The 20158-nt window shown below is 73.1% G+C and carries 19 protein-coding genes; 14 read left to right on the top strand and 5 right to left on the bottom strand.

What is annotated here, in order from left to right:
• Positions 1–25: 25 nt before the first annotated feature.
• The 5 genes from ACLQ26_RS22180 to ACLQ26_RS22160 are packed head-to-tail and all read right to left on the bottom strand — an operon-like array spanning position 26 to position 5156.
• Positions 26–2812 carry an FtsX-like permease family protein gene (locus tag ACLQ26_RS22180; protein WP_425746231.1) on the bottom strand — a complete coding sequence of 929 codons (2787 nt, stop codon included), beginning with the start codon at positions 2810–2812 and terminating at the stop codon, positions 26–28.
• On the bottom strand, positions 2809–3543 hold the full coding sequence (locus tag ACLQ26_RS22175; RefSeq protein WP_425746230.1) for an ABC transporter ATP-binding protein: 735 nt from the start codon (positions 3541–3543) through the stop codon (positions 2809–2811). Before ACLQ26_RS22175 ends, ACLQ26_RS22180 begins: the two co-directional genes overlap by 4 nt.
• The gene (locus tag ACLQ26_RS22170; protein WP_425746229.1) at positions 3540–4142 is read right to left on the bottom strand and encodes a PadR family transcriptional regulator; all 603 of its coding nucleotides are present in this window, start codon (positions 4140–4142) and stop codon (positions 3540–3542) included. Before ACLQ26_RS22170 ends, ACLQ26_RS22175 begins: the two co-directional genes overlap by 4 nt.
• Positions 4143–4194: 52 nt before the next feature.
• Positions 4195–4632, bottom strand: coding sequence for a ferritin-like domain-containing protein (locus tag ACLQ26_RS22165; protein ID WP_425746228.1), 438 nt, complete (start codon positions 4630–4632; stop codon positions 4195–4197).
• A complete protein-coding gene (locus ACLQ26_RS22160; protein WP_425746227.1) occupies positions 4629–5156 on the bottom strand; it encodes a hypothetical protein in 528 nt (175 codons plus the stop codon). Before ACLQ26_RS22160 ends, ACLQ26_RS22165 begins: the two co-directional genes overlap by 4 nt.
• Positions 5157–5310: 154 nt before the next feature.
• On the opposite strand from ACLQ26_RS22160, the gene rimP reads away from it, so the two are divergent.
• The 14 genes from rimP to ACLQ26_RS22090 all read left to right on the top strand — a co-directional run bounded on the left by rimP (position 5311) and on the right by ACLQ26_RS22090 (position 20111).
• Complete coding sequence (gene rimP / locus ACLQ26_RS22155) at positions 5311–6030, top strand: ribosome maturation factor RimP (RefSeq protein WP_425746226.1); 720 nt, start codon at positions 5311–5313, stop codon at positions 6028–6030.
• Positions 6027–7070 carry a transcription termination factor NusA gene (gene nusA / locus ACLQ26_RS22150; RefSeq protein WP_393294711.1) on the top strand — a complete coding sequence of 348 codons (1044 nt, stop codon included), beginning with the start codon at positions 6027–6029 and terminating at the stop codon, positions 7068–7070. Before rimP ends, nusA begins: the two co-directional genes overlap by 4 nt.
• A gap of 16 nt (positions 7071–7086) precedes the next feature.
• Entirely contained in the window at positions 7087–7419 is a 333-nt protein-coding gene (locus ACLQ26_RS22145) for a YlxR family protein (RefSeq protein ID WP_425746225.1), read from the top strand.
• Between the two features lie 93 nt (positions 7420–7512).
• Positions 7513–10527 (top strand): translation initiation factor IF-2, encoded by a 3015-nt coding sequence (gene infB / locus ACLQ26_RS22140; protein ID WP_425746224.1) that lies wholly within the window; start codon positions 7513–7515, stop codon positions 10525–10527.
• Between the two features lie 90 nt (positions 10528–10617).
• Entirely contained in the window at positions 10618–10914 is a 297-nt protein-coding gene (locus tag ACLQ26_RS22135; RefSeq protein WP_425746223.1) for a DUF503 domain-containing protein, read from the top strand.
• Between the two features lie 127 nt (positions 10915–11041).
• Positions 11042–11545 carry a 30S ribosome-binding factor RbfA gene (gene rbfA / locus ACLQ26_RS22130; protein WP_425746222.1) on the top strand — a complete coding sequence of 168 codons (504 nt, stop codon included), beginning with the start codon at positions 11042–11044 and terminating at the stop codon, positions 11543–11545.
• Entirely contained in the window at positions 11542–12600 is a 1059-nt protein-coding gene (locus ACLQ26_RS22125; protein ID WP_425746221.1) for a DHH family phosphoesterase, read from the top strand. Before rbfA ends, ACLQ26_RS22125 begins: the two co-directional genes overlap by 4 nt.
• 111 nt (positions 12601–12711) lie before the next feature.
• On the top strand, positions 12712–13119 hold the full coding sequence (locus ACLQ26_RS22120; protein ID WP_358099211.1) for a hypothetical protein: 408 nt from the start codon (positions 12712–12714) through the stop codon (positions 13117–13119).
• Positions 13119–13328: a DUF6186 family protein gene (locus ACLQ26_RS22115; RefSeq protein WP_363689043.1), complete on the top strand. Its 210-nt coding sequence runs from the start codon at positions 13119–13121 to the stop codon at positions 13326–13328. Before ACLQ26_RS22120 ends, ACLQ26_RS22115 begins: the two co-directional genes overlap by 1 nt.
• A gap of 450 nt (positions 13329–13778) precedes the next feature.
• Positions 13779–15104 (top strand): MATE family efflux transporter, encoded by a 1326-nt coding sequence (locus ACLQ26_RS22110; protein WP_425746220.1) that lies wholly within the window; start codon positions 13779–13781, stop codon positions 15102–15104.
• A gap of 31 nt (positions 15105–15135) precedes the next feature.
• Positions 15136–16020, top strand: coding sequence for a tRNA pseudouridine(55) synthase TruB (gene truB / locus ACLQ26_RS22105; RefSeq protein ID WP_425746219.1), 885 nt, complete (start codon positions 15136–15138; stop codon positions 16018–16020).
• A gap of 78 nt (positions 16021–16098) precedes the next feature.
• On the top strand, positions 16099–17028 hold the full coding sequence (locus ACLQ26_RS22100) for a bifunctional riboflavin kinase/FAD synthetase (RefSeq protein WP_393294727.1): 930 nt from the start codon (positions 16099–16101) through the stop codon (positions 17026–17028).
• Between the two features lie 190 nt (positions 17029–17218).
• Positions 17219–17488, top strand: coding sequence for a 30S ribosomal protein S15 (gene rpsO / locus ACLQ26_RS22095; protein ID WP_007456699.1), 270 nt, complete (start codon positions 17219–17221; stop codon positions 17486–17488).
• A 226-nt stretch (positions 17489–17714) separates the two neighbouring features.
• Positions 17715–20111, top strand: a complete 2397-nt coding sequence (locus tag ACLQ26_RS22090) for a polyribonucleotide nucleotidyltransferase (RefSeq protein ID WP_425746218.1) — start codon at positions 17715–17717, stop codon at positions 20109–20111.
• Positions 20112–20158 lie beyond the last annotated feature (47 nt).

The following is a 20158-nucleotide window of genomic DNA, read 5'->3' as shown; positions in this document are numbered from 1 at the left end:
CTCGTCCGCCCCCGTGAAACGGCACCTAGTCCAGGCGACGTTCGATCGGCAGCCGGGCCCGCGTGAACAGGCCCGCGCCGAGCATCGCCACCACCGGCACCAGCACCAGGACGCCGAGCGCCGGCCACGGCACCAGGTACGGAAAGGGCTCCTGCACCGGCCAGGACGTGGCGTACTCCCGGTTGGCCGAGAACAGCACGATCGCCGCGGTACCGAGCCCGGCCACGATGCCGAGCACCGAACCGAGACCGGCGATCACCCCAGCCTGACAGATCGCCAGCAGTCGGCGTACCGCTGGGGCCGCGCCGACCGCCGCGAGGGTGGACAGTTCGGCGCGGCCCTCCGCGGCGGCGAGCGCCGTGGCGATCCCGGCCGCGCCCACCGTGATCACACCGGCCGCCGCGGCGAGCAGCAGCAACAGCGGTGAGACGTCGCGCGGGGCGGTGCCCTGGGCCACGTTGAGGGAGAACGTCCCGAAGGCCCGCAGATCGGCGGTGAACCGCTCCTGCTGGCGCTGGCCGGGCGGCGCCGGGGTGGCGACCACCCAACCGATCTCGACAGGTTTCAGGGCGAGACGTCGAGTGGCGGACGGGGACAGCAGCAGGCGCGGCGAGCCGACCGTCGCAGGCAGCGCGTACCCGGGCAGCTCGATCGTGCTGATGGTCGGCTCGTCGGACCCGCCCACAGCCTCGTCCACCCGCACCGTCACGTGGCCGTCGTGCAGGTAACGCGGGTCGGTCACCACCACGCCCCCGGAGCGCAGCACCGTCGCGGCATCGGCCGTGACCGTCGGGTCCGCGCCGGTGAGCAGCGGCAGCGCGCTGCCGTCGTCCACAAGCGTCTCCACGTAGTTCCCGTAGTAGTCCACGTCGCGGCCCTGGCAGCGCGGATCGGCCCGGGCCTGCCGGCGCTGCGCCGCCGACAGGTCGTCGCCGGGCTGCCAGGGGCAGACCCGGTCGGGGGGCAACTCGGGCGCCACGTAGCAGTAGCCGCTCGGCCCCTCGGTCGACCGGCAGTCGGCCGTCCGTACCAGGGCGACCGCGGTGGCGCCGAGATGTGCCCGCGCGGCGTCGTCGACCTGGGCCAGCGTGGGGCCGGGCTGCCGGGTCGACTGGGCCGGGGCGACCAGGACGTGGCCGGGAGGCAGCCCCGGCCGGTAGGAGCGGGCGTCCCGGGCCCCGCCGCTGGCCAGGTATCCGCCGAGCGCGACGCTGCTGGCCACCGCTGCCATGACGGCGCAGATGGCGGGCGCTGCGGCGGCCCGGTTGCGGCTGGCGTCACGCAGCGCGATCCGGGGCGCCAACGGCAGCATCCGGCCGAGCCGGGCGAGCGCGCCGATCAACGTGGGCGTGCAACAGACCAGGCCCAGCTCACCGAGGATCAGGCCGGTCAGGATCACCGCCGGGGACGTCCGGGTGGCCCCGAACGCCGCGAGCGCCGCCCCACCCACCACAAGCGTCAACCCGAGGGTCAGGGCGCGGGCCCGGGGCGGTGGTGGGGTCCGCCGCCCGGCCAGCCCGGCGAGGACGTCCTGCCGGGCCGCCGTCCAGGCCGGCACCAGCGCGGCCAGCACCCCGGCCAGCACCGCGACCCCGCCGAGCACGACAAGGGCCAAGGGCCAGCAGCGGTACCCGCCGAAGCGCGTGCCGAAGACGTACTGCTCCACGAGTGGACGACCGGCGAACGCCGCGCCGACACCGACCAGCAGGCCGACGGCGGCCCCCAACCCGCCCAGCACGACGCCGTCGGCGAGCACGACCCGACGCAGCTGGGCGGGATCCCCGCCGGCCACCGCGACAAGCGCCAGGTCCCGGCGTCGACGGCGGACCCCCACCGCGAACGCCGGCCCGACGAGTAGCACGACCTCCAGCAACCCGAGGCCGGCGATCAGCACCCCGGTGCTCAGGTCGCTGGTGTCGGCGTAGACGAGCCGGGTCCCCGACGGCGCCGACGCGGGTAGCTGGCGGGGCGCGACAAGCACCCCACGGCCGTTGAGCCGCGACATCATCGCCGCGTCGACGACGCCGGGCACGTCGACCAGCCAGCGGCTGTCCGCCTGCGGATCGGCCCGCCCGGCGGCCGCCGGGTGCAGCGCCACCACCGGGCCGAGGTCGTCGGGGAACTCGACCACCCCGACCACCGTGTACGCCCTCGTCCCGTCGGCGGTGGCCACGGCCTCGCCCAGGCGTACGTCCAGGCGGCGCAGCGCTGCCGGGCTCACCGCGACCTCGCCGGGTTGCCGCGGCGCCCGCCCCGACCGGAACCGCACCAGGCTCCGGGCCAGCGGGTCGGTGAGGTCGAGAACCCGCCCCTGGAGGGTCTCGTCGCCTCCCGGCCCCCGCAGCGTCATCGGGCTTGCGGCGCGGATCTCGGTGGCCCGGCTTCCGGGGCCGAGCAGAGCGCCCACCTCGTCGGCGGTGGCCGGACGGCCGGCCGCCGACTGGCTGCCGTCCCGGGAATACCAGCTGTCGCCCCACTCGTCCTGGACGATCGGGGTCTCGGCGATCCACCGCAGCTCCGCGTCGGCGACGCCGAGCCGGCGGTCGACACGCTCCTGCGGGGTCAGCTCGGCCATGTCGTAGCTCGCGGCCAGGAAGGCCAGCACCAGCACCGGCAGGGCGATCATCGCGAGCACCAGCGCCGTACGCCTGGGGGCCCGGCGCGACTCCCGCCGGGCGATTCGCAGCGCGGCCCGCCAGGAACCGGCCAGTTCGGCGAACCGCCGCCGGCCGGGCCGGGCGGGCGGCGCCTGCGGACGGTCCACCGGGGCGGCCAGGCGGCCGCGCGCCCGCAACGTCCGCAGGAGGGTCAACGGTCGCTTCCGGACAGCAGTTGCTCGACGCTGCCCAGCGGAGCCGTCGTGTCGACAAGCACCCCGTCGCGAAGGAACACCACCCGGTCGGCCCAGCCCGCGTGCCGCGCCTCGTGGGTGACGAGAATGCCGGCGGCCCCCGCGTCGACCCGGCGGCGTAGCAGGTGCAGCACGGCCTCGCCGGTCTGCGAGTCCAGCGCACCGGTGGGTTCGTCGGCGAGTACCAGCCGCCGCTCGCCGACCAGCGCGCGGGCGATGGCCACCCGCTGCTGTTGACCACCGGAGAGCTGGTCCGGGAAGCGGTCACCCAGCGCCGGCAGGCCCACCTCGGTCAGCGCGGCCAGTGCCGCCGCACGGGCCCGCCGGCCGCCGACGCCGTCGAGCTCCAGCGGGAGCGCCACGTTCTCCACCGCGCTCAGGCTGCCCAGCAGGTTGAGCTGCTGGAAGATGTAACCGATACGGCGGCGGCGCAGCTGGGCCAGCCCGCGGCGATCCAACGCCCCGAGCGGTTGGCCCTCGACCCGGACGTCGCCGCGGGTCGGGCGGTCCAGCCCGCCGGCGAGGGCCAGCAGGGTCGACTTACCCGAGCCGGACGGGCCCATCACGGCGACCAGCTCGCCCGGCCGGACGACCAGGCTGACACCGCGCAGCGCGTGCACCGCCGCCGCACCGGCCCCGTGGGTGCGGTGGACGGCGCGCAGCTCCAGCACCGCGTCGTCCGGTCCGCTCACCGTCGCGCCTCCTCGTCGGCCCACCGTGCGACGTCGGAGGCCCCGTCGGTGGGCGGCCGGGGTGGGGTCGGCATCGGCCCGTTGGGTTGATGCCGGACCAGACTGCTCTCGCAGTGGTCGAGCCACCGCACCTCGGCCTCGGCCTGGAACACCATCGAGTCCAGCACCAGCCGCCACGGCAGGTCCTCCGGGCGGTCGCTGCCGTACTTCAACCGGGTCAACTCCTGCAACGTACGCATGGTCGCGCTGCGCTGCGCCTGCACCACCGAGCGGACGTCCACGCCGGGGGTGGTGAGCGCCAGGGCCAGTTTGATCGCCAGCTCGTCGCGGGGCCGGTCGGCCCGGCTGATCGGGGTGGCGAACCACAGCGCGAGGTCCGCCCGGCCGGCGTCGGTGATCTCGTACGGGCGCTGCCCGGCCTCGCTCTCCGGCAGCGGGCGCACCAGACCGTCCCGTTCCAGACGGGACAGCGTGGTGTAGACCTGCCCGATGTTCAGCGGCCAGGTCGAGCCGGTCGACTCCTCGAACGCGGCGCGCAGCTGGTAGCCGTACATCTGGCCGCGTTCCAGGAGGGCGAGCAGCCCGTGACGGATGGACATGGCAACGGAGTATGCATACCTGGTATGCGCTCCGCAACCGGGGCGGACCTGTTCAGCTCGGGCGGCCGGGAAATGCGACAGTCGGCGGTGTCACCCCGGCGGTCTTGCGCCACCGGGTGGCCCGCACGGCGTACTCGACAAGGGCGGCCAGCGCTTGGTCGCGATCGGGGCCGGTGGTGGACGCCAGCGCGGCCCGCCAGTGCGCGGCGGTGCGCTCCTCCACCTCGACGGCCAGCCGCAACGCGCTCGCCCGGTCGGTGACGGGAAACGGCAGCGCGTACCCGGCCAGGCCCGGCGGAACGGTGCCTCCCGTGGTGCTGAGCTGCACCACCAGCGCGTCGCGCCGACGTCGGTGCGCGGCCTCCGCCTGGCGTGCGGACTCACGCGCCGCCCCGGTGAGCCGGACGCCGATACGCCCGTAGGCGTAGATGGCCGCGTACTCGGCGGAGAGGACGGCGGTGAGCGCCTCCCCAGCGGTCGGCTGCCTCACTTCAGTGCCTCCTGGTGAGTGGCCCGCGCGGCGGCGATCGACCCGAGCAGCGCCGCGCGCTCGGCGGGCGCCGCGGCGCAGGCGGCGGTGGCGGACCGCTGTGCGGTCTTCTCCCGCGCGCGCAGGGCGGCCAGCGCGGCAGCCGGCTCGGGTGCCGCGGCGGCGCTCGGGTCGACGGCGGGTGCGGACGGGAGAGCGACGCCGATGACGCGGGCGAGCTCGGTGGCGTGCGCGGTGTGTGTCTCCGCGATGGGGCCGAGGCGGTCGGCCAGCTCCGGGTGGGCGGTGGCGTTCGTCCGGTACGCGGCGGCCAGGCCCAGCGACTCGTCGACCATCGGGCGCAGCGGGTCCGGCGGTGGCGCGGGCTCGTCGTCGCGGTCGAAAAGATCACAGCCGGTCAGCGGCGCCGCCGCACCGCCGAGCGCCAGCAGCGCTCCGACGCGCAGGAGCTTTCGCCGTGAATGTCCGGATAGTTGGTCACGCGGTGTCGTTCTGCCGATCCCCACCGGGCAAGTGAACACCATCCGCGCCGGTCCGGGGGCCATCGCCGTCGGTGCGCCGCCCGGTCCGCCGACGGGCAGGCGCGTTACGCTCTGCGCAGCCACCGGCGCGTCCGCCCCGGTGGCGTGCCGGCATGGCGGGACGAGCGTCCCGGTCGACCAGGGAAAGGGTGCGCAGATGACGCAGCGTGGCCGTGCCACCAGGTCGACGGGTCGACCCCGCGACGGCGCGAGCTCCCGCGCTCCGCGCGACGGCGCCGGTCCGCGTGGCGGCGGCGGTGATCTCGCGGCACGGCGTACCCGCCTGCGGGCCGTGATCGAGCCGGTCGTCAACGGCGTGGGCTACGACCTGGAGGACCTGTCGGTCTCCCGGGCCGGCCGTCGGCACGTGGTGCGGGTGATGGTGGACCGCGACGGCGGGATCGACCTGGACGCCGTCGCCGACGTGTCCCGCGCGGTCTCCAACGCCCTGGACGCCGCCGAGGAGACCGACGGCGACATTCTCGCCGGGGAATACCAGCTCGAGGTCAGCTCGCCGGGTGTGGACCGGCCGCTCACCCTGCCCCGGCACTGGCGGCGCAACGTGGGCCGGTTGGTCAAGGTCACCGGCCGGGGCGCGGCCGCGCTGCCCGGCCAGCGCGGCGAGCAGCCCTCCGGGGACCGCCAGCTGACCGGCCGGGTGGTCGGGGCCGACGACGAGGGCGTCCGGCTGGAGACCGACGACGGTCAGACCCTGTGGACGTACGACCAGCTGGGTCCGGGCCGGGTGCAGGTCGAGTTCACCCGCCTCGCCGAGTTGGGTGAGCCGGACGAGTTCGACGACGCGGACGACACCGACGAGCACGACGATTCAGACGACATCGACGACGAAGATGATGTGGAGGACGAGGAGAGGTGAACATCGACCTCGCGGCGCTGCGCGCACTCGAGCGCGAGCGGGAGATCCCGTTCGACACGATTCTCGCGGCGATCGAGACCGCGTTGCTGACCGCCTACCGGCACACCGACGGCGCCGAGCCGCACGCCCGGGTGGAGATCGACCGCAAGTCCGGCGCGGCCCTGGTGTACGCGCAGGAGATGGACGACGACGGTTCCCTGGTGCGCGAGTGGGACGACACGCCGCACGACTTCGGCCGGATCGCCGCCATGACCGCCAAGCAGGTGATCCTCCAGCGTCTGCGGGAGGCCACCGACGAGGTGCACTTCGGCGAGTACGTGGGCCGCGAGGGTGACCTGGTCACCGGCGTGGTGCAGGCGCACGAGACCCGTACCGAGAAGGGCATCGTCAGCGTCGACCTGGGCAAGCTGGAGGGCGTGCTGCCGCAGTCCGAGCAGGTGCCCGGCGAGCGGTACGCGCACGGCGAGCGGATCCGCTGCGTGGTGGTGCACGTGGCCAAGGGCATGCGCGGGCCGCAGATCACCCTGTCCCGGTCGCATCCGGCGCTGGTCAAGAAGCTGTTCGCGCTGGAGGTCCCGGAGATCGCCGACGGCACGGTGGAGATCGGCGCGATCGCCCGTGAGGCAGGTCACCGTACGAAGATCGCCGTCCGCTCCACCACTCCCGGCGTGAACGCCAAGGGCGCCTGCATCGGCCCGATGGGTCAGCGGGTGCGGGCCGTGATGAGCGAGCTGCACGGTGAGAAGATCGACATCATCGACTGGTCGGACGACCCGGGCACCTTCGTCGGCAACGCGTTGTCGCCGGCCAAGGCGCTGCGCGTCGAGGTGGTCGACCTGGCCGGCCGGGCCGCCCGGGTGACAGTCCCGGATTTCCAGCTCTCGCTCGCCATCGGCCGCGAGGGGCAGAATGCCCGACTCGCTGCCCGGTTGACCGGTTGGCGGATCGACATCCGGTCCGACGCGGAGCAGACCGCACCGGCCGCGCGGGGCGCGGCCGAGCCCGTGCGGGAGCCGGGCGGAGCGATCTCGGGCAGCTAGGGGTAGACTTCTTCCAGTGGTACGACGCGCAACGCCGGAACGCACCTGTGTGGGTTGCCGGCTACGTGCGCCGGCCAGCGAATTGCTGCGGATCATCGCGGTTCGGGACGAGGCTGGTCACAGCCTCCGACCTGATCCGCGCCGCAGGCTGCCGGGTCGGGGAGCGAACATGCACCCGGATCCGGCCTGCTTCGCGCTGGCGGTGCGGCGCCGAGCCTTCGGGCGAGCGCTGCGCATCACCGAGGTCCTCGACCACGGTGTGCTGGCAGAGCACGTCGATGCGCCAACCACTACGTCCGGTCAGCCCGACCGGGCGAGGGTCGCTAGCAGGGTAGGACGACCGACATGAGCACACGATGAAGTCCCTGAAATGACCAGGCTTCAAGTGCACGAGTGAGGTCGCTGCGGGTGCTGCCCGCACGACCTCGGAGTGAGGAGTGCAGTGGCAGGCAAGGCCCGCGTACACGAGCTTGCAAAAGAGCTCGGGGTCGAGAGTAAGACCGTTCTCGCCAAGCTCAAGGAAATGGGCGAGTTCGTCAAGTCCGCGTCCAGCACGGTCGAGGCGCCCGTCGCCCGACGGCTGAGGAACGCATTCGTCGCGTCCTCCGGTGCTCCGGCGCCGGCCGCCCCGTCGGCGCCCGCGCCGATGGCGGCTTCGACGCCGACCCCGACACCAACCCCGACCCCGGGTGCCCCCCGGGTCTCGGCGAAGCCGATGCCGCCTCGGCGGCCGACCGCGCCGGCACCCGGTCCGAAGCCCAAGGGTCCGGTGCCCGGTGCGCCGCAGTCGGCGGCCCCGGTCGCCAAGCCGGCGAGTGCCCACGACATCGAGGTGGCGGCCGCGGAGGCGCGTGCCGCCGCGCTGAAGGCTGAGCAGGAGGCCGCGGTCAAGGCCGCGCAGGCCGCCCGCCAGCAGCAGCGCGACAACCCCGTTCGCCGGGAGCCTCCGGCCGACGGCAACCGCCCCGGTCCTCGGCCGGGTCCGGCAGCGATGCCGCCCCGTCCCGGTTCGCCGGCCGCTCGGCCGAACACGCCGGCGCCGGGTCCCGGTGCCCGACCGGGCGGTCGTCCGCCGGCGCGCGGCGCCGGTAACAACCCGTTCGGCATCCAGGGTGGCCAGCAGCAGCGGCCGCCGGCCGCGGGTGCGGGTGGCCCCCGGCCCAACAGCCCGGCGGGCATGCCGCCGCGGCCGAGCCCGAACTCCATGCCGCCGCGGCCCAGCCCGGCGTCCATGCCGAGTCAGCGTCCGGCTGCCGGTCGTCCCGGCCCGGGTGGCGCAGGTCGTCCCGGTGGCGGCGCAGGTCGCCCCGGTGGCGGTGGCGGTGGCTTCCGTGGTGGTCCCGGCGGCGGCGCCGGTGGTGGCGGCGGTTACCGCGGCGGCCCCGGTGGCGGCGCGGGTGCCGGCGGTGGCGGTGGCTACCGTGGCGGTCCCGGCGGCGGCGGCGGTGCTCCCGGCGGCGGTTTCCGTCCGGGTGCTCCCTCCGGTGGCGGCGGTCGTCCGGGTGCCGGTGGTCGTGGCCGTGGCGGTGGCGCCGCGGGTGCCTTCGGGCGTCCGGGTGGCCGGCCGACGCGTGGCCGCAAGTCCAAGAAGCAGCGCAGACAGGAGTTCGACAACCTGTCGGCTCCGACCATGAGCTCGGGTGCTCCCCGGGGTCAGGGTCAGGTCGTCCGGCTCTCCCGTGGGGCCTCGCTGTCGGACTTCGCCGACAAGATCAACGCCAACCCGGGTTCGCTGGTCCAGGAGATGTTCAACCTGGGCGAGATGGTCACCGCGACCCAGTCCTGCTCTGACGACACCCTGCAGCTGCTGGGTGAGCACCTCGGCTTCGAGGTGCAGATCGTCAGCCCGGAGGACGAGGACCGCGAGCTGCTCGCGCAGTTCAACATCGACCTCGACGCGGAGGTGGCCGCGGAGCGTCTGGTCAGTCGTGCGCCGGTCGTGACCGTCATGGGTCACGTCGACCACGGTAAGACCAAGCTGCTCGACGCCATCCGTAAGGCGAACGTCGTGGCTGGTGAGGCGGGTGGCATCACCCAGCACATCGGTGCCTACCAGGTGCACGTCCCGCACGAGGGCGAGGACCGCGCGGTCACGTTCATCGACACCCCGGGCCACGAGGCGTTCACCGCCATGCGTGCCCGTGGTGCCCAGGTGACGGACGTCGTGATCCTGGTCGTCGCGGCCGACGACGGCGTGATGCCGCAGACCATCGAGGCGTTGAACCACGCCAAGGCGGCCGACGTGCCGATCGTGGTCGCGGTCAACAAGGTCGACAAGCCGGAGGCCAACCCGGACAAGGTCCGCCAGCAGCTGACCGAGTACGGCCTGGTCGCCGAGGAGTACGGCGGCGACACCATGTTCGTCAACGTGGCCGCGAAGCCGGGCATCGGCATCGAGGAACTGCTCGAGGCTGTCCTGCTGACCGCCGACGCGTCGCTGGAGCTGACCGCTCCGATCGACGGGCCGGCGCAGGGTGTGGCCATCGAGGCGCACCTGGACAAGGGTCGCGGTGCGGTGGCGACGGTGCTCGTGCAGAAGGGCACCCTGCGGGCGGGCGACTCGATCGTCGCCGGTGGGGCGCACGGCCGGGTCCGGGCCATGCTCGACGAGAACGGCAACCAGCTCACCGAGGCCGGTCCGGCGCGTCCGGTCATGGTGCTGGGTCTGACCGCGCCGCCCGGCGCGGGCGACACGTTCCTCGCCGCGGCGGACGACCGTACGGTGCGGCAGATCGCCGAGCAGCGGCAGGCACGGCGGCGGGCGGCGTCCTTCGCCAACTCCCGCGGTCGGGCCACCCTCGAGACGCTCATGGAGCAGCTCAAGGAGGGCGAGAAGACCTCGCTCAACCTCATCCTCAAGGGCGATGTCTCCGGTTCGGTGGAGGCTCTGGAGGACGCGCTGTTCAACCTCGACATCCCCGAGGAGGTCCAGCTCAAGGTCCTCGACCGGGGCGTCGGCGCGATCACCGAGAGCAACGTCATGCTCGCGAGTGCGTCGTCGGAGCCGGTCACGATCATCGGCTTCAACGTGCGGGCCTCGAACAAGGTCCGTGAGATGGCCGACCGCGAGGGCGTGGAGATTCGGTACTACACGATCATCTACCAGGCCATCGAGGAGATCGAGGCAGCGCTCAAGGGCCTGCTCAAGCCGGAGTACGAGGAGGTCGAGCTGGGCACCGCGGAGATCCGCGACGTCTTCCGCTCGTCCAAGATCGGCAACATCTCCGGTTGTATCGTCCGGTCGGGCATCATCCGACGCAACGCGAAGGCTCGCCTGCTGCGGGACGGGGCGGTCGTGGCGGACAACCTCACGATCACCTCGCTCAAGCGGTTCAAGGACGACGCCACCGAGGTCCGCGAGGGCTTCGAGTGTGGTCTGACCCTGGGTGGTTACAACAACGTCCAGGTCGGCGACGTCATCGAGACCTTCGAGATGCGGGAGAAGGCTCGCGCCTGATCCGGCAGTGACACGCTGATCAAGGGGTTTACGCCGACCGGCGTAAACCCCTTGATCATGCGAGGTGGGTTGGCGGTATCGTCCGGGGCGATGTTTACCGGAACCGCGGTCTTCGACCTGCTGCTGCCGGGTGACTCCCGGTCGCTCAAAGCCAAGAGATCATATGTACGGCCGATCGTGGCGGCGCTGCGCCGCTTCGAGGTTTCGGCCGCCGAGGTGGGTGCGCTCGACCTGCACGGTCGAGCGGAGCTGGCGGTGGCCGTGGTGGCCGCCGAGGCGGCGCACGTCCGCGAGGTGCTCGACGCGTGCGAGCACCTGGTTGCCGCGCGCCCCGAGGTCGAGTTGTTGTCGGTCCGGCGCCGGCTGTACGGCGTGGACGACGACTGACTCAGGGTGCCGGCGGTGCCGGGCGACCGGTGCCGCCGCGCAGGTAGTGTTCGAGATGTTGGCCGGTCGGCCGGCGACCCCCGGGTCGCCGGGTCGCCCGGGAGCAGGACGCCGTGGAGGTGGCGAGATGTCTGATCCGGCCAAGGTACGCCGGCACGCGGAACGGGTGCGTGAGCTGGTCGCGTCGGTGGTGCGGAGCCAGATCAAGGATCCACGGCTCGGGATGATCACCATCACCGACGCCCGGATCACCGCCGATCTGCGGGAAGCCACGGTCTTCTACACGGTGCTCGGCGACGCGGTGGCCCAGGCGGACACCGCGGCGGCCCTGGAGAGCGCCAAGGGGCTGCTGCGCAGCACTGTCGGCAAGGCCCTCGGGCTGCGGCACTCGCCGACGCTCGCCTTCGTCCTGGACGACGTGCAGGACCAGGTCAAGCACATCGACGACCTGCTCGCCGCTGCTCGCAACGCCGACGCGGAGGTGCAGCGGCTCGCCGCCCGTGCGGAGTACGCGGGCGAGGCGCAGCCGTACCGGGTCGACGACGACGAGACCGACGAGACCGACGAGACCGGCGAGGCCGATGTGGCCGCCGACGTCACGGAGAACCCCCGGGGTGGGGCAGCGCGGTGACGGCCGCCGCCGGTGCCCAACTCGCCGCGGCGGTCGACGCCGGCCCGGCCGAGGCGGACTGGGCCGCGGCGGAGGCGCTGATCCGCGCCCTCCCGTCGACCAGCCGGGTGCTGTTGATCTGTCACGTCAACCCGGACGGCGACGCGCTGGGCAGCATGCTCGGCTTCGCGCTTGGCCTGCGCCGGTTCGGCCTACACCGGCTGCAGGCGACCTTTCCCGGGCCGCCGGAGGTGCCCGACCCGTTCCGCGGGCTGCCCGGCCTGGAGCTGCTGGTCCCGGCGAGCGCGGCCGACCCGGCTCCGGATCTGGTGATCTGCTTCGACGCGGCCAGCGAGTCGCGTCTCGGTGAGCTGGCCGGTCGGTTGTCGACGGCGCCTGCCGCCCTGGTGCTCGACCACCACGCCTCGAACCCGGGCTTCGGCACGGTCAACCTGGTAGACCCGCGGGCCGCCGCCACGTCGGTGGTGGCCGAGCGGCTGTTGGCGCGACTGGGCGTACCACTGGATCGGGCCATCGCCGAGTGCCTGTACGTGGCGCTGACCACGGACACCGGCTCGTTCCGGTTCGAGGCCACCACTCCGGCGGTGCACCAGTTGGCGGCCCGACTGCTGGCCACCGGCATCTCGCCCGGGGACATCTCCCGGCGAGTGTTCGACACCCGGCCCTTCGGCGCGGTACGCCTCTTCGGGGAGGTGCTCGGCCGCGCTCGGCTGGAGCCGGCCGCCGCCGACGGCCGAGGGCTGGTGTGGACCTTCGCCACCCTCGACGACCTGGCCCGCCACGACCAGCGGCCGTACGTGCTGGAGGCGCTCATCGACTCGGTACGCTGCACCGCCGAGGCGGACGTGAGCTGCGTGTTGAAGCAGACCGCCCTCGGCGAGTGGGCCGTGTCGATGCGGAGCAAGGGCGCGGTGAACGTCAGCCGTGTGGCGGTGGCGCTGGGCGGGGGCGGCCACACGTTCGCGGCCGGGTTCACCGGCCGGGGGACGGCCGAGCAGGTCATCGAGGCGATCCGCGGCGAGCTGACCGAGGCCCTGCTCACCGGCGACGCCTGACCGCCTGCGGGCCGCCCGGCGTACCTGCGGCGTTGACCGGCGGGAAGTTCAGGGTCAGCTCCGGGGAGTGTTGGTCTTCCCGCGCTCCGTGAGAACGGGAAGAATTGCGGGATGGAGCAGCCGCACGATCTCACCGTGGAGGCCCCCCGAGCCTGGGACCGGCCCGCCGTCTCCGTCCCGGTTCTCCTCTGCCTGTCCCTCGTCGGTGGCCGGTTCGCGTCGTTCTCCACCGAGGCGAATCTCTACACGCTGGGCACCGGCGGCGTGTTGATCTGGCTCGGTCTGAGCAACCGGGTGCCCCGACGCCCCGCGCCGCGCCGGCTGGGCGCGGGAGCCGCGTGGTGGGCGCTGCCGGTGGTGGTCTTCGGGGTCTTCGAGGGTGTGACCTTCGTGCTGGCGGTGGGCGACGACTTCCCCACCTTCTCCCGGCTGGCCGACCCCCTGCTGGAGGATCATCTGACCCGGTCGGCGGCCTGGTTCGCCTGGCTGGCCGCGTTCTGGGGGCTGGTGCGGCGATGATGCGGGCACTCGCGATCGGCGGTTTCCTCACCGCGCTGGTCCTGTTCGTCGGGGTCGAGTGGCTGGCCCGCCGGGAGGGTTCCCGCATCCCGACGCTGGGCGAGGTCTGCGCGTACGTGATGCGCTACGAGGTGGGCTGGGTGCCCGTGGGCAGGATCGGTCTGTTCGGGTTCTGGTGGTGGCTGGGCTGGCACTTCCTGGCCCGCTGAGGCGGGTGCCCCGCCGTCCAAATGGCGGGAACGAGAAGCAGCATGTGGACCTGAACGATAACTTGGGAGGCAGCCGGCGCCACGTTGTGGCGCAGGTCGTGGGCGGTGGTGCCACACCTCGCGCTGCCTCCCTCCAGGGTCGGACCGACCCGGGCTCACGCTGCCCGACCGGCTGCTCCGGTAACCCCGGACCGCCGTGGGGCGCTCAGCACGACCGCCCGTGAGGGCCGCCGCATGCCGGTGGCTCGCACCCTGGAAGGAGCGCCACCATGCCGAACAAGCCCAAGCCCGAGACCGCCACCGACGACGCCCGCGAGCAGGCCCGCCGCGCGCTGCAGACGTCGATGGACACCCGTCAGTGATCCGACCCGCCCAGCGGTGACGCCACCAGTGGAGTAAGTCCTCGACGGGATTGCGATCCTTACCGTCGCCGTGCCAGGATCGGCGGCGATGAGCCAGACCGCCACCACCAGCCACCGATCCGCGTCGCCTCGGCGGATCGCCGGCCTCGCCCTACCGGCCCTCGTCGTCCTCGCCGCCGAGCCGCTCTACGTGCTCGTCGACACGGCGGTGGTCGGCCACCTCGGTCGGGTGCCGCTCGCCGCGCTCGCCGTCGGCGGCACGGTGCTGACGCTCACCGCCTGGGTCGGCACCGTGGTCGCGTACGGCACCACCGGGCGCGCGGCCCGTCGCTTCGGCGCGGGTGAGCGAGCAGCCGCGGTGGCCGAGGGAGTCCAGTCGTCCTGGCTCGCGTTCGGCGTCGGTCTGCTGATCGCGGTCGGCATGCAGTTCGGCGGCGGCGCGCTCGCGCGTACCCTCGCCGGGGGTGGCGGCGACGTGGCCGACGCCGCCGCGCACTGGCTGCGCATCGCGGCCCTCGGCGCTCCTGGCCTGCTGCTCGCTGCCGCCGGCAACGGCTGGCTACGCGGTGTGCAGGACACGCGCCGACCGTTGTTCTTCGTGCTCGGCCCCAACCTGCTCTCCGCGCTGCTCTGCCCGCTGCTGGTCTATCCCGGCGGGCTCGGCCTGGTCGGCTCGGCGGTGGCGAACGTCGTCGCACAGACGCTCTGCGGGGCGCTCTTCGCCGCGGCGCTTGTCGCCGAACGGGTGTCGCTGCGGCCCCGACCCCGGGTGATCCGCCAGCAACTCGTGCTCAGCCGGGACCTGCTGATCCGGGGCGTGGCGTTCCAGGCCAGCTTCCTCTCCGCGACGGCCGTCGCCGCCCGCTTCGGCGCCGCCGCCGTCGGCGCACACCAGATCGCCCTGCAACTCTGGTTCTTCACGGCGCTGGTGCTCGATGCCCTCGCCATCGCCGCGCAGTCCCTGGTCGGTGCGGCGCTCGGGGCCGGCGACGCGGCGGACGCCCGCGCGCTGGCCCGCCGGATCGGTCTGCTCGGCGGGGTGTGCGGTGTCGCCTTCGCGCTGCTCATCGCCGCCGGCGCCGGCGTCGTGCCGTCCTGGTTCAGCTCCGATGAGCAGGTACGCGAGCAGGCCATGATCGCCTGGCCGTGGTTCGTCGCCATGCAGCCACTGGCCGGGGTGGTGTTCGCGCTCGACGGCGTGCTGATCGGCGCCGGCGACGTGCGTTACCTGCGCAACCTCACCATCGTGGCGGCGCTCGGCGGTTTCCTGCCGGCCATCTGGCTGGCGTACGGGCTCGACCTGGGGCTGGGCGGCATCTGGGCCGGGCTCACCCTCTTCGTGGCGATCCGCCTCGTGGCGCTGCTGCTGCGGCTGCGCGACGGCGGTTGGGCGGTGGTCGGGGCCGTCCGCTGACCGGCACCCGCGTCTGGCAGGCTTGGGCGACGTGAGCACAGATGGTCTGATCGTGGTCGACAAGCCCGGCGGCATGACGTCGCACGACGTCGTGGCGCGGATCCGCCGACTGGCGAAGACCCGACGGGTCGGGCACGGCGGCACCCTCGACCCGATGGCCACCGGAGTGCTGGTGATAGGCGTGGGGCGGGCCACCCGACTGCTGACCTACGTCATCGGCGCGGGCAAGAGCTACACCGGCACCATCCGGCTCGGCCAGGCCACCGTCACCGACGACGCCGAGGGCGACGTGATCGCCAGCACCCCGGCCGGTCAGGTCACCGACGACGCGATCCGCTCGGCGTTGAGCGCGTTGAGCGGTGAGGTGGACCAGGTGCCGAGCGCGGTCAGCGCTATCAAGATCGACGGGCAGCGGGCGTACAAGCGGGTGCGCGACGGCGAGAGCGTCGAGCTTCCGGCCCGGCGGGTCACCATCTCCCGGCTGGAGGTGCTGGCGATCCGTCGCACCGAGCCCGACGTGGTGGACGTGGACGTGGACGTCACCTGCTCCTCGGGGACGTACATCCGGGCCATCGCCCGGGACGCGGGCCTGGCCCTCGGGGTTGGTGGGCATCTCACCGCGCTGCGCCGCACCGCGGTGGGTGGCTTCACCCTCGCCGAGGCGGCCACGCTCGACGAGCTGGAGCAGCGCGCCCCGGCCGTGGTCAACCTGCCGCTGGACGCGGCGGCCGACCGGTTCTTTCCGCGCCGGGAGGCGACGCCCGACGAGGCGAAGGTGCTCGGCCACGGCGGTCCGCTGGACCCGGCCGGCATCGCCGGGCCGTACGCCGTCTTCGGACCGACCGGCGGCCTGATCGCTATCGTCAGCGAGCGGGACGGGCGGGCCCGCGCGGAGATCGTGCTCGCCCCCGCCTGACGGCGGGACGGAGGTCCGCCGGCTTCGCCGCCGGCGGTGTCGACCCGCCGACGTGCGGGACAGCAGGAGAGGAACGGCATGCAGCGGTGGCGGGGGTACGACGCGGCGCCCGGTGGCTGGGGGCGCTCGGTCGTCACCATCGGCGTCTTCGACGGTGTGCACAAGGGGCACCAGGCGACCATCGGGCACGCCGTGGCCCGGGCACGGGAGCTGGGCGTGCAGTCGGTGGTGGTCACATTCGACCCGCACCCGGCCGAGGTGGTCCGTCCCGGTTCGCACCCGGCCGTGCTCACCGAGCCGGCCCGCAAGGCCGAACTGATCGAGGCGCTCGGCGTGGACGTGCTCTGCGTGGTGCCGTTCACCCCGGAGTTCTCCCGGCTGTCGCCCGAGCAGTTCGTGCACGACATCCTGGTCGAGCACCTGCACGCGGCGCTTGTGGTGGTCGGCGGCAACTTCCGCTTCGGGCACCGGGCCGCTGGCGACGTGGCGCTGCTGGAGCGGCTCGGCAAGACCTTCGGCTTCGGGGTGGAGGGTGCCCCGCTTGTCGCCGGGGACGGCACGGTCTTCTCCTCCACGTACATCCGCTCCTGCGTCGACGCGGGCGACGTGGGCGCCGCGGCGGCCGCGCTGGGCCGCCCGCACCGGGTGGAGGGCGTGGTGGTCCGCGGTGACCAACGCGGCCGGGTGCTGGGGTTCCCCACCGCGAACCTGCTCTGCCACCGGTACGCGGCGGTGCCCGCCGACGGGGTGTACGCCGCCCGGCTGATCCGCCGTGGCCAGCCCGAGCCGCTGATGTCCGCGGTGTCGGTGGGCACCAACCCGACCTTCTCCGGCCGGGAGCGGCGGGTGGAGGCGTACGCGCTGGACTTCGACGGCGACCTCTACGGTGAGCGGCTGGCCCTGGACTTCGTGGCGCACCTGCGCGGTCAGGTCCGCTACGACTCGATCGAGCCGTTGATCGCCCAGATCGAACAGGACGTCGCACGCACCCGGAGCGCCCTGAGCTGATCATCCAATGGGCCGCGCAGGCCCTTGGCCGGGTGTTACCCGTGGGTGCTGGTAGTCTTGCGGGGACGTCGGGTGACCGGCGTGGGGCCTCGCGTGCCTGCTCGACGCCGCGGGTGCGAGGTACCGGTCCGTTCCCGGTCCATCGGGACGACGGACACCTACTTGATCAACCCATCGAAACAGGGAGAACATGGCGCTCGACCAGGAAGCCAAGGCCAGCATCCGCGCGGAGTACGCGACCGCCGAGGGCGACACCGGTTCGCCGGAGGTCCAGGTCGCGGTCCTCACCAAGCGGATCGCCGAGCTGACCGAGCACCTGAAGGTGCACAAGCACGACCACCACAGCCGCCGTGGGCTGCTGCTGCTGGTCGGCCGGCGCCGTCGGTTGCTCAACTACGTCCAGAAGAAGGACATTGCCCGCTACCGGACGCTCATCGAGCGGCTCGGTCTGCGCCGGTGACGTGACGGGGGAGCGGCCGTACGGCTGCTCCCCCGATCGGCGTCCCACCTGAAGAACACGGGCCGCGCGACCAACCCGAGAGGGAGCCGGTCAGCGTACCGGTCTCCGGTAGTGGCCCCCGGGAACCCGGCAGCACGCCGGCCACCCGGGCGCTTCGATCGAAGACCGGCCGGCTGAGCAGCTCCCCGACGTCGCGGGCCCACGACGCGAAGGAGCACGACAGCACATGACCGAGACCAAACTCGGCACCGAATCCCGCACCGCCGTGATCGACAACGGGTCCTTCGGCACCCGCGAGATCACCTTCTCCACCGGTCGGCTGGCTCGCCAGGCCGCCGGTTCCGTCATCGCCCAGCTGGGCGAGACGGTGGTTCTCTCCGCCACGACCGCCGGTAAGCACCCGAAGGAGCAGTTCGACTTCTTCCCGCTGACCGTCGACGTCGAGGAGCGGATGTACGCCGCGGGCCGCATCCCCGGCTCGTTCTTCCGCCGTGAGGGTCGGCCCAGCGAGGACGCGATCCTCACCTGCCGCCTGATCGACCGGCCGCTGCGCCCGTCCTTCGTCAAGGGCCTGCGCAACGAGGTCCAGGTCGTCGAGACCATCCTCGCGCTCGACCCGCAGCACCCGTACGACGTCGTCGCGATCAACGCCGCCTCGATGTCGACCAAGCTCTCCGGCCTGCCGTTCTCCGGCCCGATCGGCGCGACCCGGGTCGCCCACATCGACGGCCAGTGGGTCGCGTTCCCGACCCTGGAGGAGCTGGCTCGCGCCACCTTCGACATGGTCGTGGCCGGCCGCACCCTCGACGACGGCGACGTCGCGATCATGATGGTCGAGGCCGAGGCCACCCCGAACGCCGTGACCCTCATCTCGGCCGGTGCCACCGCCCCGACCGAGGAGATCGTCGCCAGCGGCCTGGAGGCCGCCAAGCCGGCGATCCGTGAGCTGTGCCGCGCGCAGAGCGAGCTGGCCGAGGTCGCCGCGAAGCCGGTCACCGAGTTCCCGGTCTTCCTGGACTACCAGGACGACGTCTACGACGCCGTCTCCGAGCTGGCCCGCGGCGAGGTCGCCGAGGCGATCACCATCGCCGGCAAGGCCGACCGCGAGGAGGCCCTGGACCGGGTCAAGGCCCGGGTCGCCGAGGAGTTGGGCGCTCGGTTCGAGGGTCGGGAGAAGGAGCTCAGCGCCGCCTTCCGGTCGCTCACCAAGTCCGAGGTGCGCAACCGCGTGCTGCGCGAGCAGGTCCGCATGGACGGGCGTGGCCCGCGTGACATCCGGCCGCTGACCGCCGAGGTCGGCGTGCTGCCCCGGGTGCACGGTTCGGCGCTGTTCGAGCGCGGCGAGACCCAGATCCTGGGCGTCACCACGCTGAACATGCTCCGCATGGAGCAGATGGTGGACACGCTGTCCCCGGAGAACCGCAAGCGCTACATGCACAACTACAACTTCCCGCCGTACTCGACCGGTGAGACCGGCCGGGTCGGCTCGCCGAAGCGGCGCGAGATCGGCCACGGCGCGCTCGCCGAGCGGGCGCTGATCCCGGTGCTGCCGTCGCGCGAGGAGTTCCCGTACGCCATCCGCCAGGTCTCCGAGGCGCTCGGCTCCAACGGCTCCACCTCGATGGGCTCGGTCTGCGCCTCGACGCTGGGCCTGCTCTCCGCGGGTGTGCCGCTGAAGGCGCCGGTCGCCGGCATCGCCATGGGGCTCATCTCCGACGAGGTGGACGGCAAGACCCAGTACGTGACGCTCACCGACATCCTCGGTGCCGAGGACGCGTTCGGTGACATGGACTTCAAGGTCGCCGGTACGCCGGAGTTCGTCACCGCGCTGCAGCTCGACACCAAGCTCAACGGCATCCCGTCGGACGTGCTGGCCGCCGCGCTGCAGCAGGCCAACGAGGCCCGGCAGGTCATCCTCGGTGTCATGAAGGCGGCGATCGAGGCTCCGGCCGAGATGTCCGACTACGCGCCGCGGGTCACCACGGTCAAGATCCCGGTGGACAAGATCGGCATGGTGATCGGCCCGAAGGGTCAGACCATCAACGCGATCCAGGACGAGACCGGCGCCGAGATCTCCATCGAGGACGACGGCACGATCTACGTCGGCGCCACCAACGGCCCGTCGGCACAGGCGGCCGTCGACCGGATCAACGGCATCGCCAACCCGACGCTGCCCAAGCAGGGCGAGCGGTTCCTCGGCACGGTGGTCAAGACCGCCGCGTTCGGCGCGTTCATCTCGCTGCTGCCGGGCCGCGACGGTCTGCTGCACATCTCCAAGGTGGGCGACGGCAAGCGGGTCGAGCGCGTGGAGGACTTCCTCAACGTCGGTGACCGGGTCGAGGTCGAGATCGCGGACATCGACGCCCGCGGCAAGATCTACCTGGACAAGGTCCGTCCGGAGGGCGCCGAGGCGCCGGCCGCCGGTGAGGCCGCCGGTGGCGACCGTCCGTCCGGCCGGGACCGGGGCGACCGGGGTCCGCGTGACCGGGGCGACCGCGAGCGTGGCGGCGACCGGGGCGGGCGTGGTCCGGAGCGCGGCACCGGTGGCGAGGGTGGCAACGGCGGCGGCGAGGGTGGTGGCGAGGGCGGCGAGCGTCCGCGTCGCCGGACCCGGCACAGCTGACCACCAGCACCTGCAACACCCACCCCTCGTCGAACCGGGAGCAACAC

The organism is Micromonospora sp. DT43, from assembly GCF_049841645.1.
In the GTDB taxonomy this organism is placed as follows: domain Bacteria; phylum Actinomycetota; class Actinomycetes; order Mycobacteriales; family Micromonosporaceae; genus Micromonospora.
The sequence above is the reverse complement of the archived record's forward strand: the minus strand, read 5'-3'. Positions and strand labels throughout refer to the sequence as shown.

Excerpts from the sequence above, each read along its gene's own strand:
- ACLQ26_RS22160 (WP_425746227.1), bottom strand. The coding sequence starts at position 5,156 with ATGGTGTTCACTTGCCCGGTGGGGATCGGCAGAACGACACCGCGTGAC.
- ACLQ26_RS22100 (WP_393294727.1), top strand. The coding sequence starts at position 16,099 with ATGCAGCGGTGGCGGGGGTACGACGCGGCGCCCGGTGGCTGGGGGCGC.
- ACLQ26_RS22170 (WP_425746229.1), bottom strand. The coding sequence starts at position 4,142 with ATGTCCATCCGTCACGGGCTGCTCGCCCTCCTGGAACGCGGCCAGATG.
- ACLQ26_RS22110 (WP_425746220.1), top strand. The coding sequence starts at position 13,779 with ATGAGCCAGACCGCCACCACCAGCCACCGATCCGCGTCGCCTCGGCGG.
- rbfA (WP_425746222.1), top strand. The coding sequence starts at position 11,042 with ATGTCTGATCCGGCCAAGGTACGCCGGCACGCGGAACGGGTGCGTGAG.
- rpsO (WP_007456699.1), top strand. The coding sequence starts at position 17,219 with ATGGCGCTCGACCAGGAAGCCAAGGCCAGCATCCGCGCGGAGTACGCG.
- ACLQ26_RS22135 (WP_425746223.1), top strand. The coding sequence starts at position 10,618 with ATGTTTACCGGAACCGCGGTCTTCGACCTGCTGCTGCCGGGTGACTCC.
- ACLQ26_RS22120 (WP_358099211.1), top strand. The coding sequence starts at position 12,712 with ATGGAGCAGCCGCACGATCTCACCGTGGAGGCCCCCCGAGCCTGGGAC.
- rimP (WP_425746226.1), top strand. The coding sequence starts at position 5,311 with ATGACGCAGCGTGGCCGTGCCACCAGGTCGACGGGTCGACCCCGCGAC.
- ACLQ26_RS22090 (WP_425746218.1), top strand. The coding sequence starts at position 17,715 with ATGACCGAGACCAAACTCGGCACCGAATCCCGCACCGCCGTGATCGAC.
- ACLQ26_RS22115 (WP_363689043.1), top strand. The coding sequence starts at position 13,119 with ATGCGGGCACTCGCGATCGGCGGTTTCCTCACCGCGCTGGTCCTGTTC.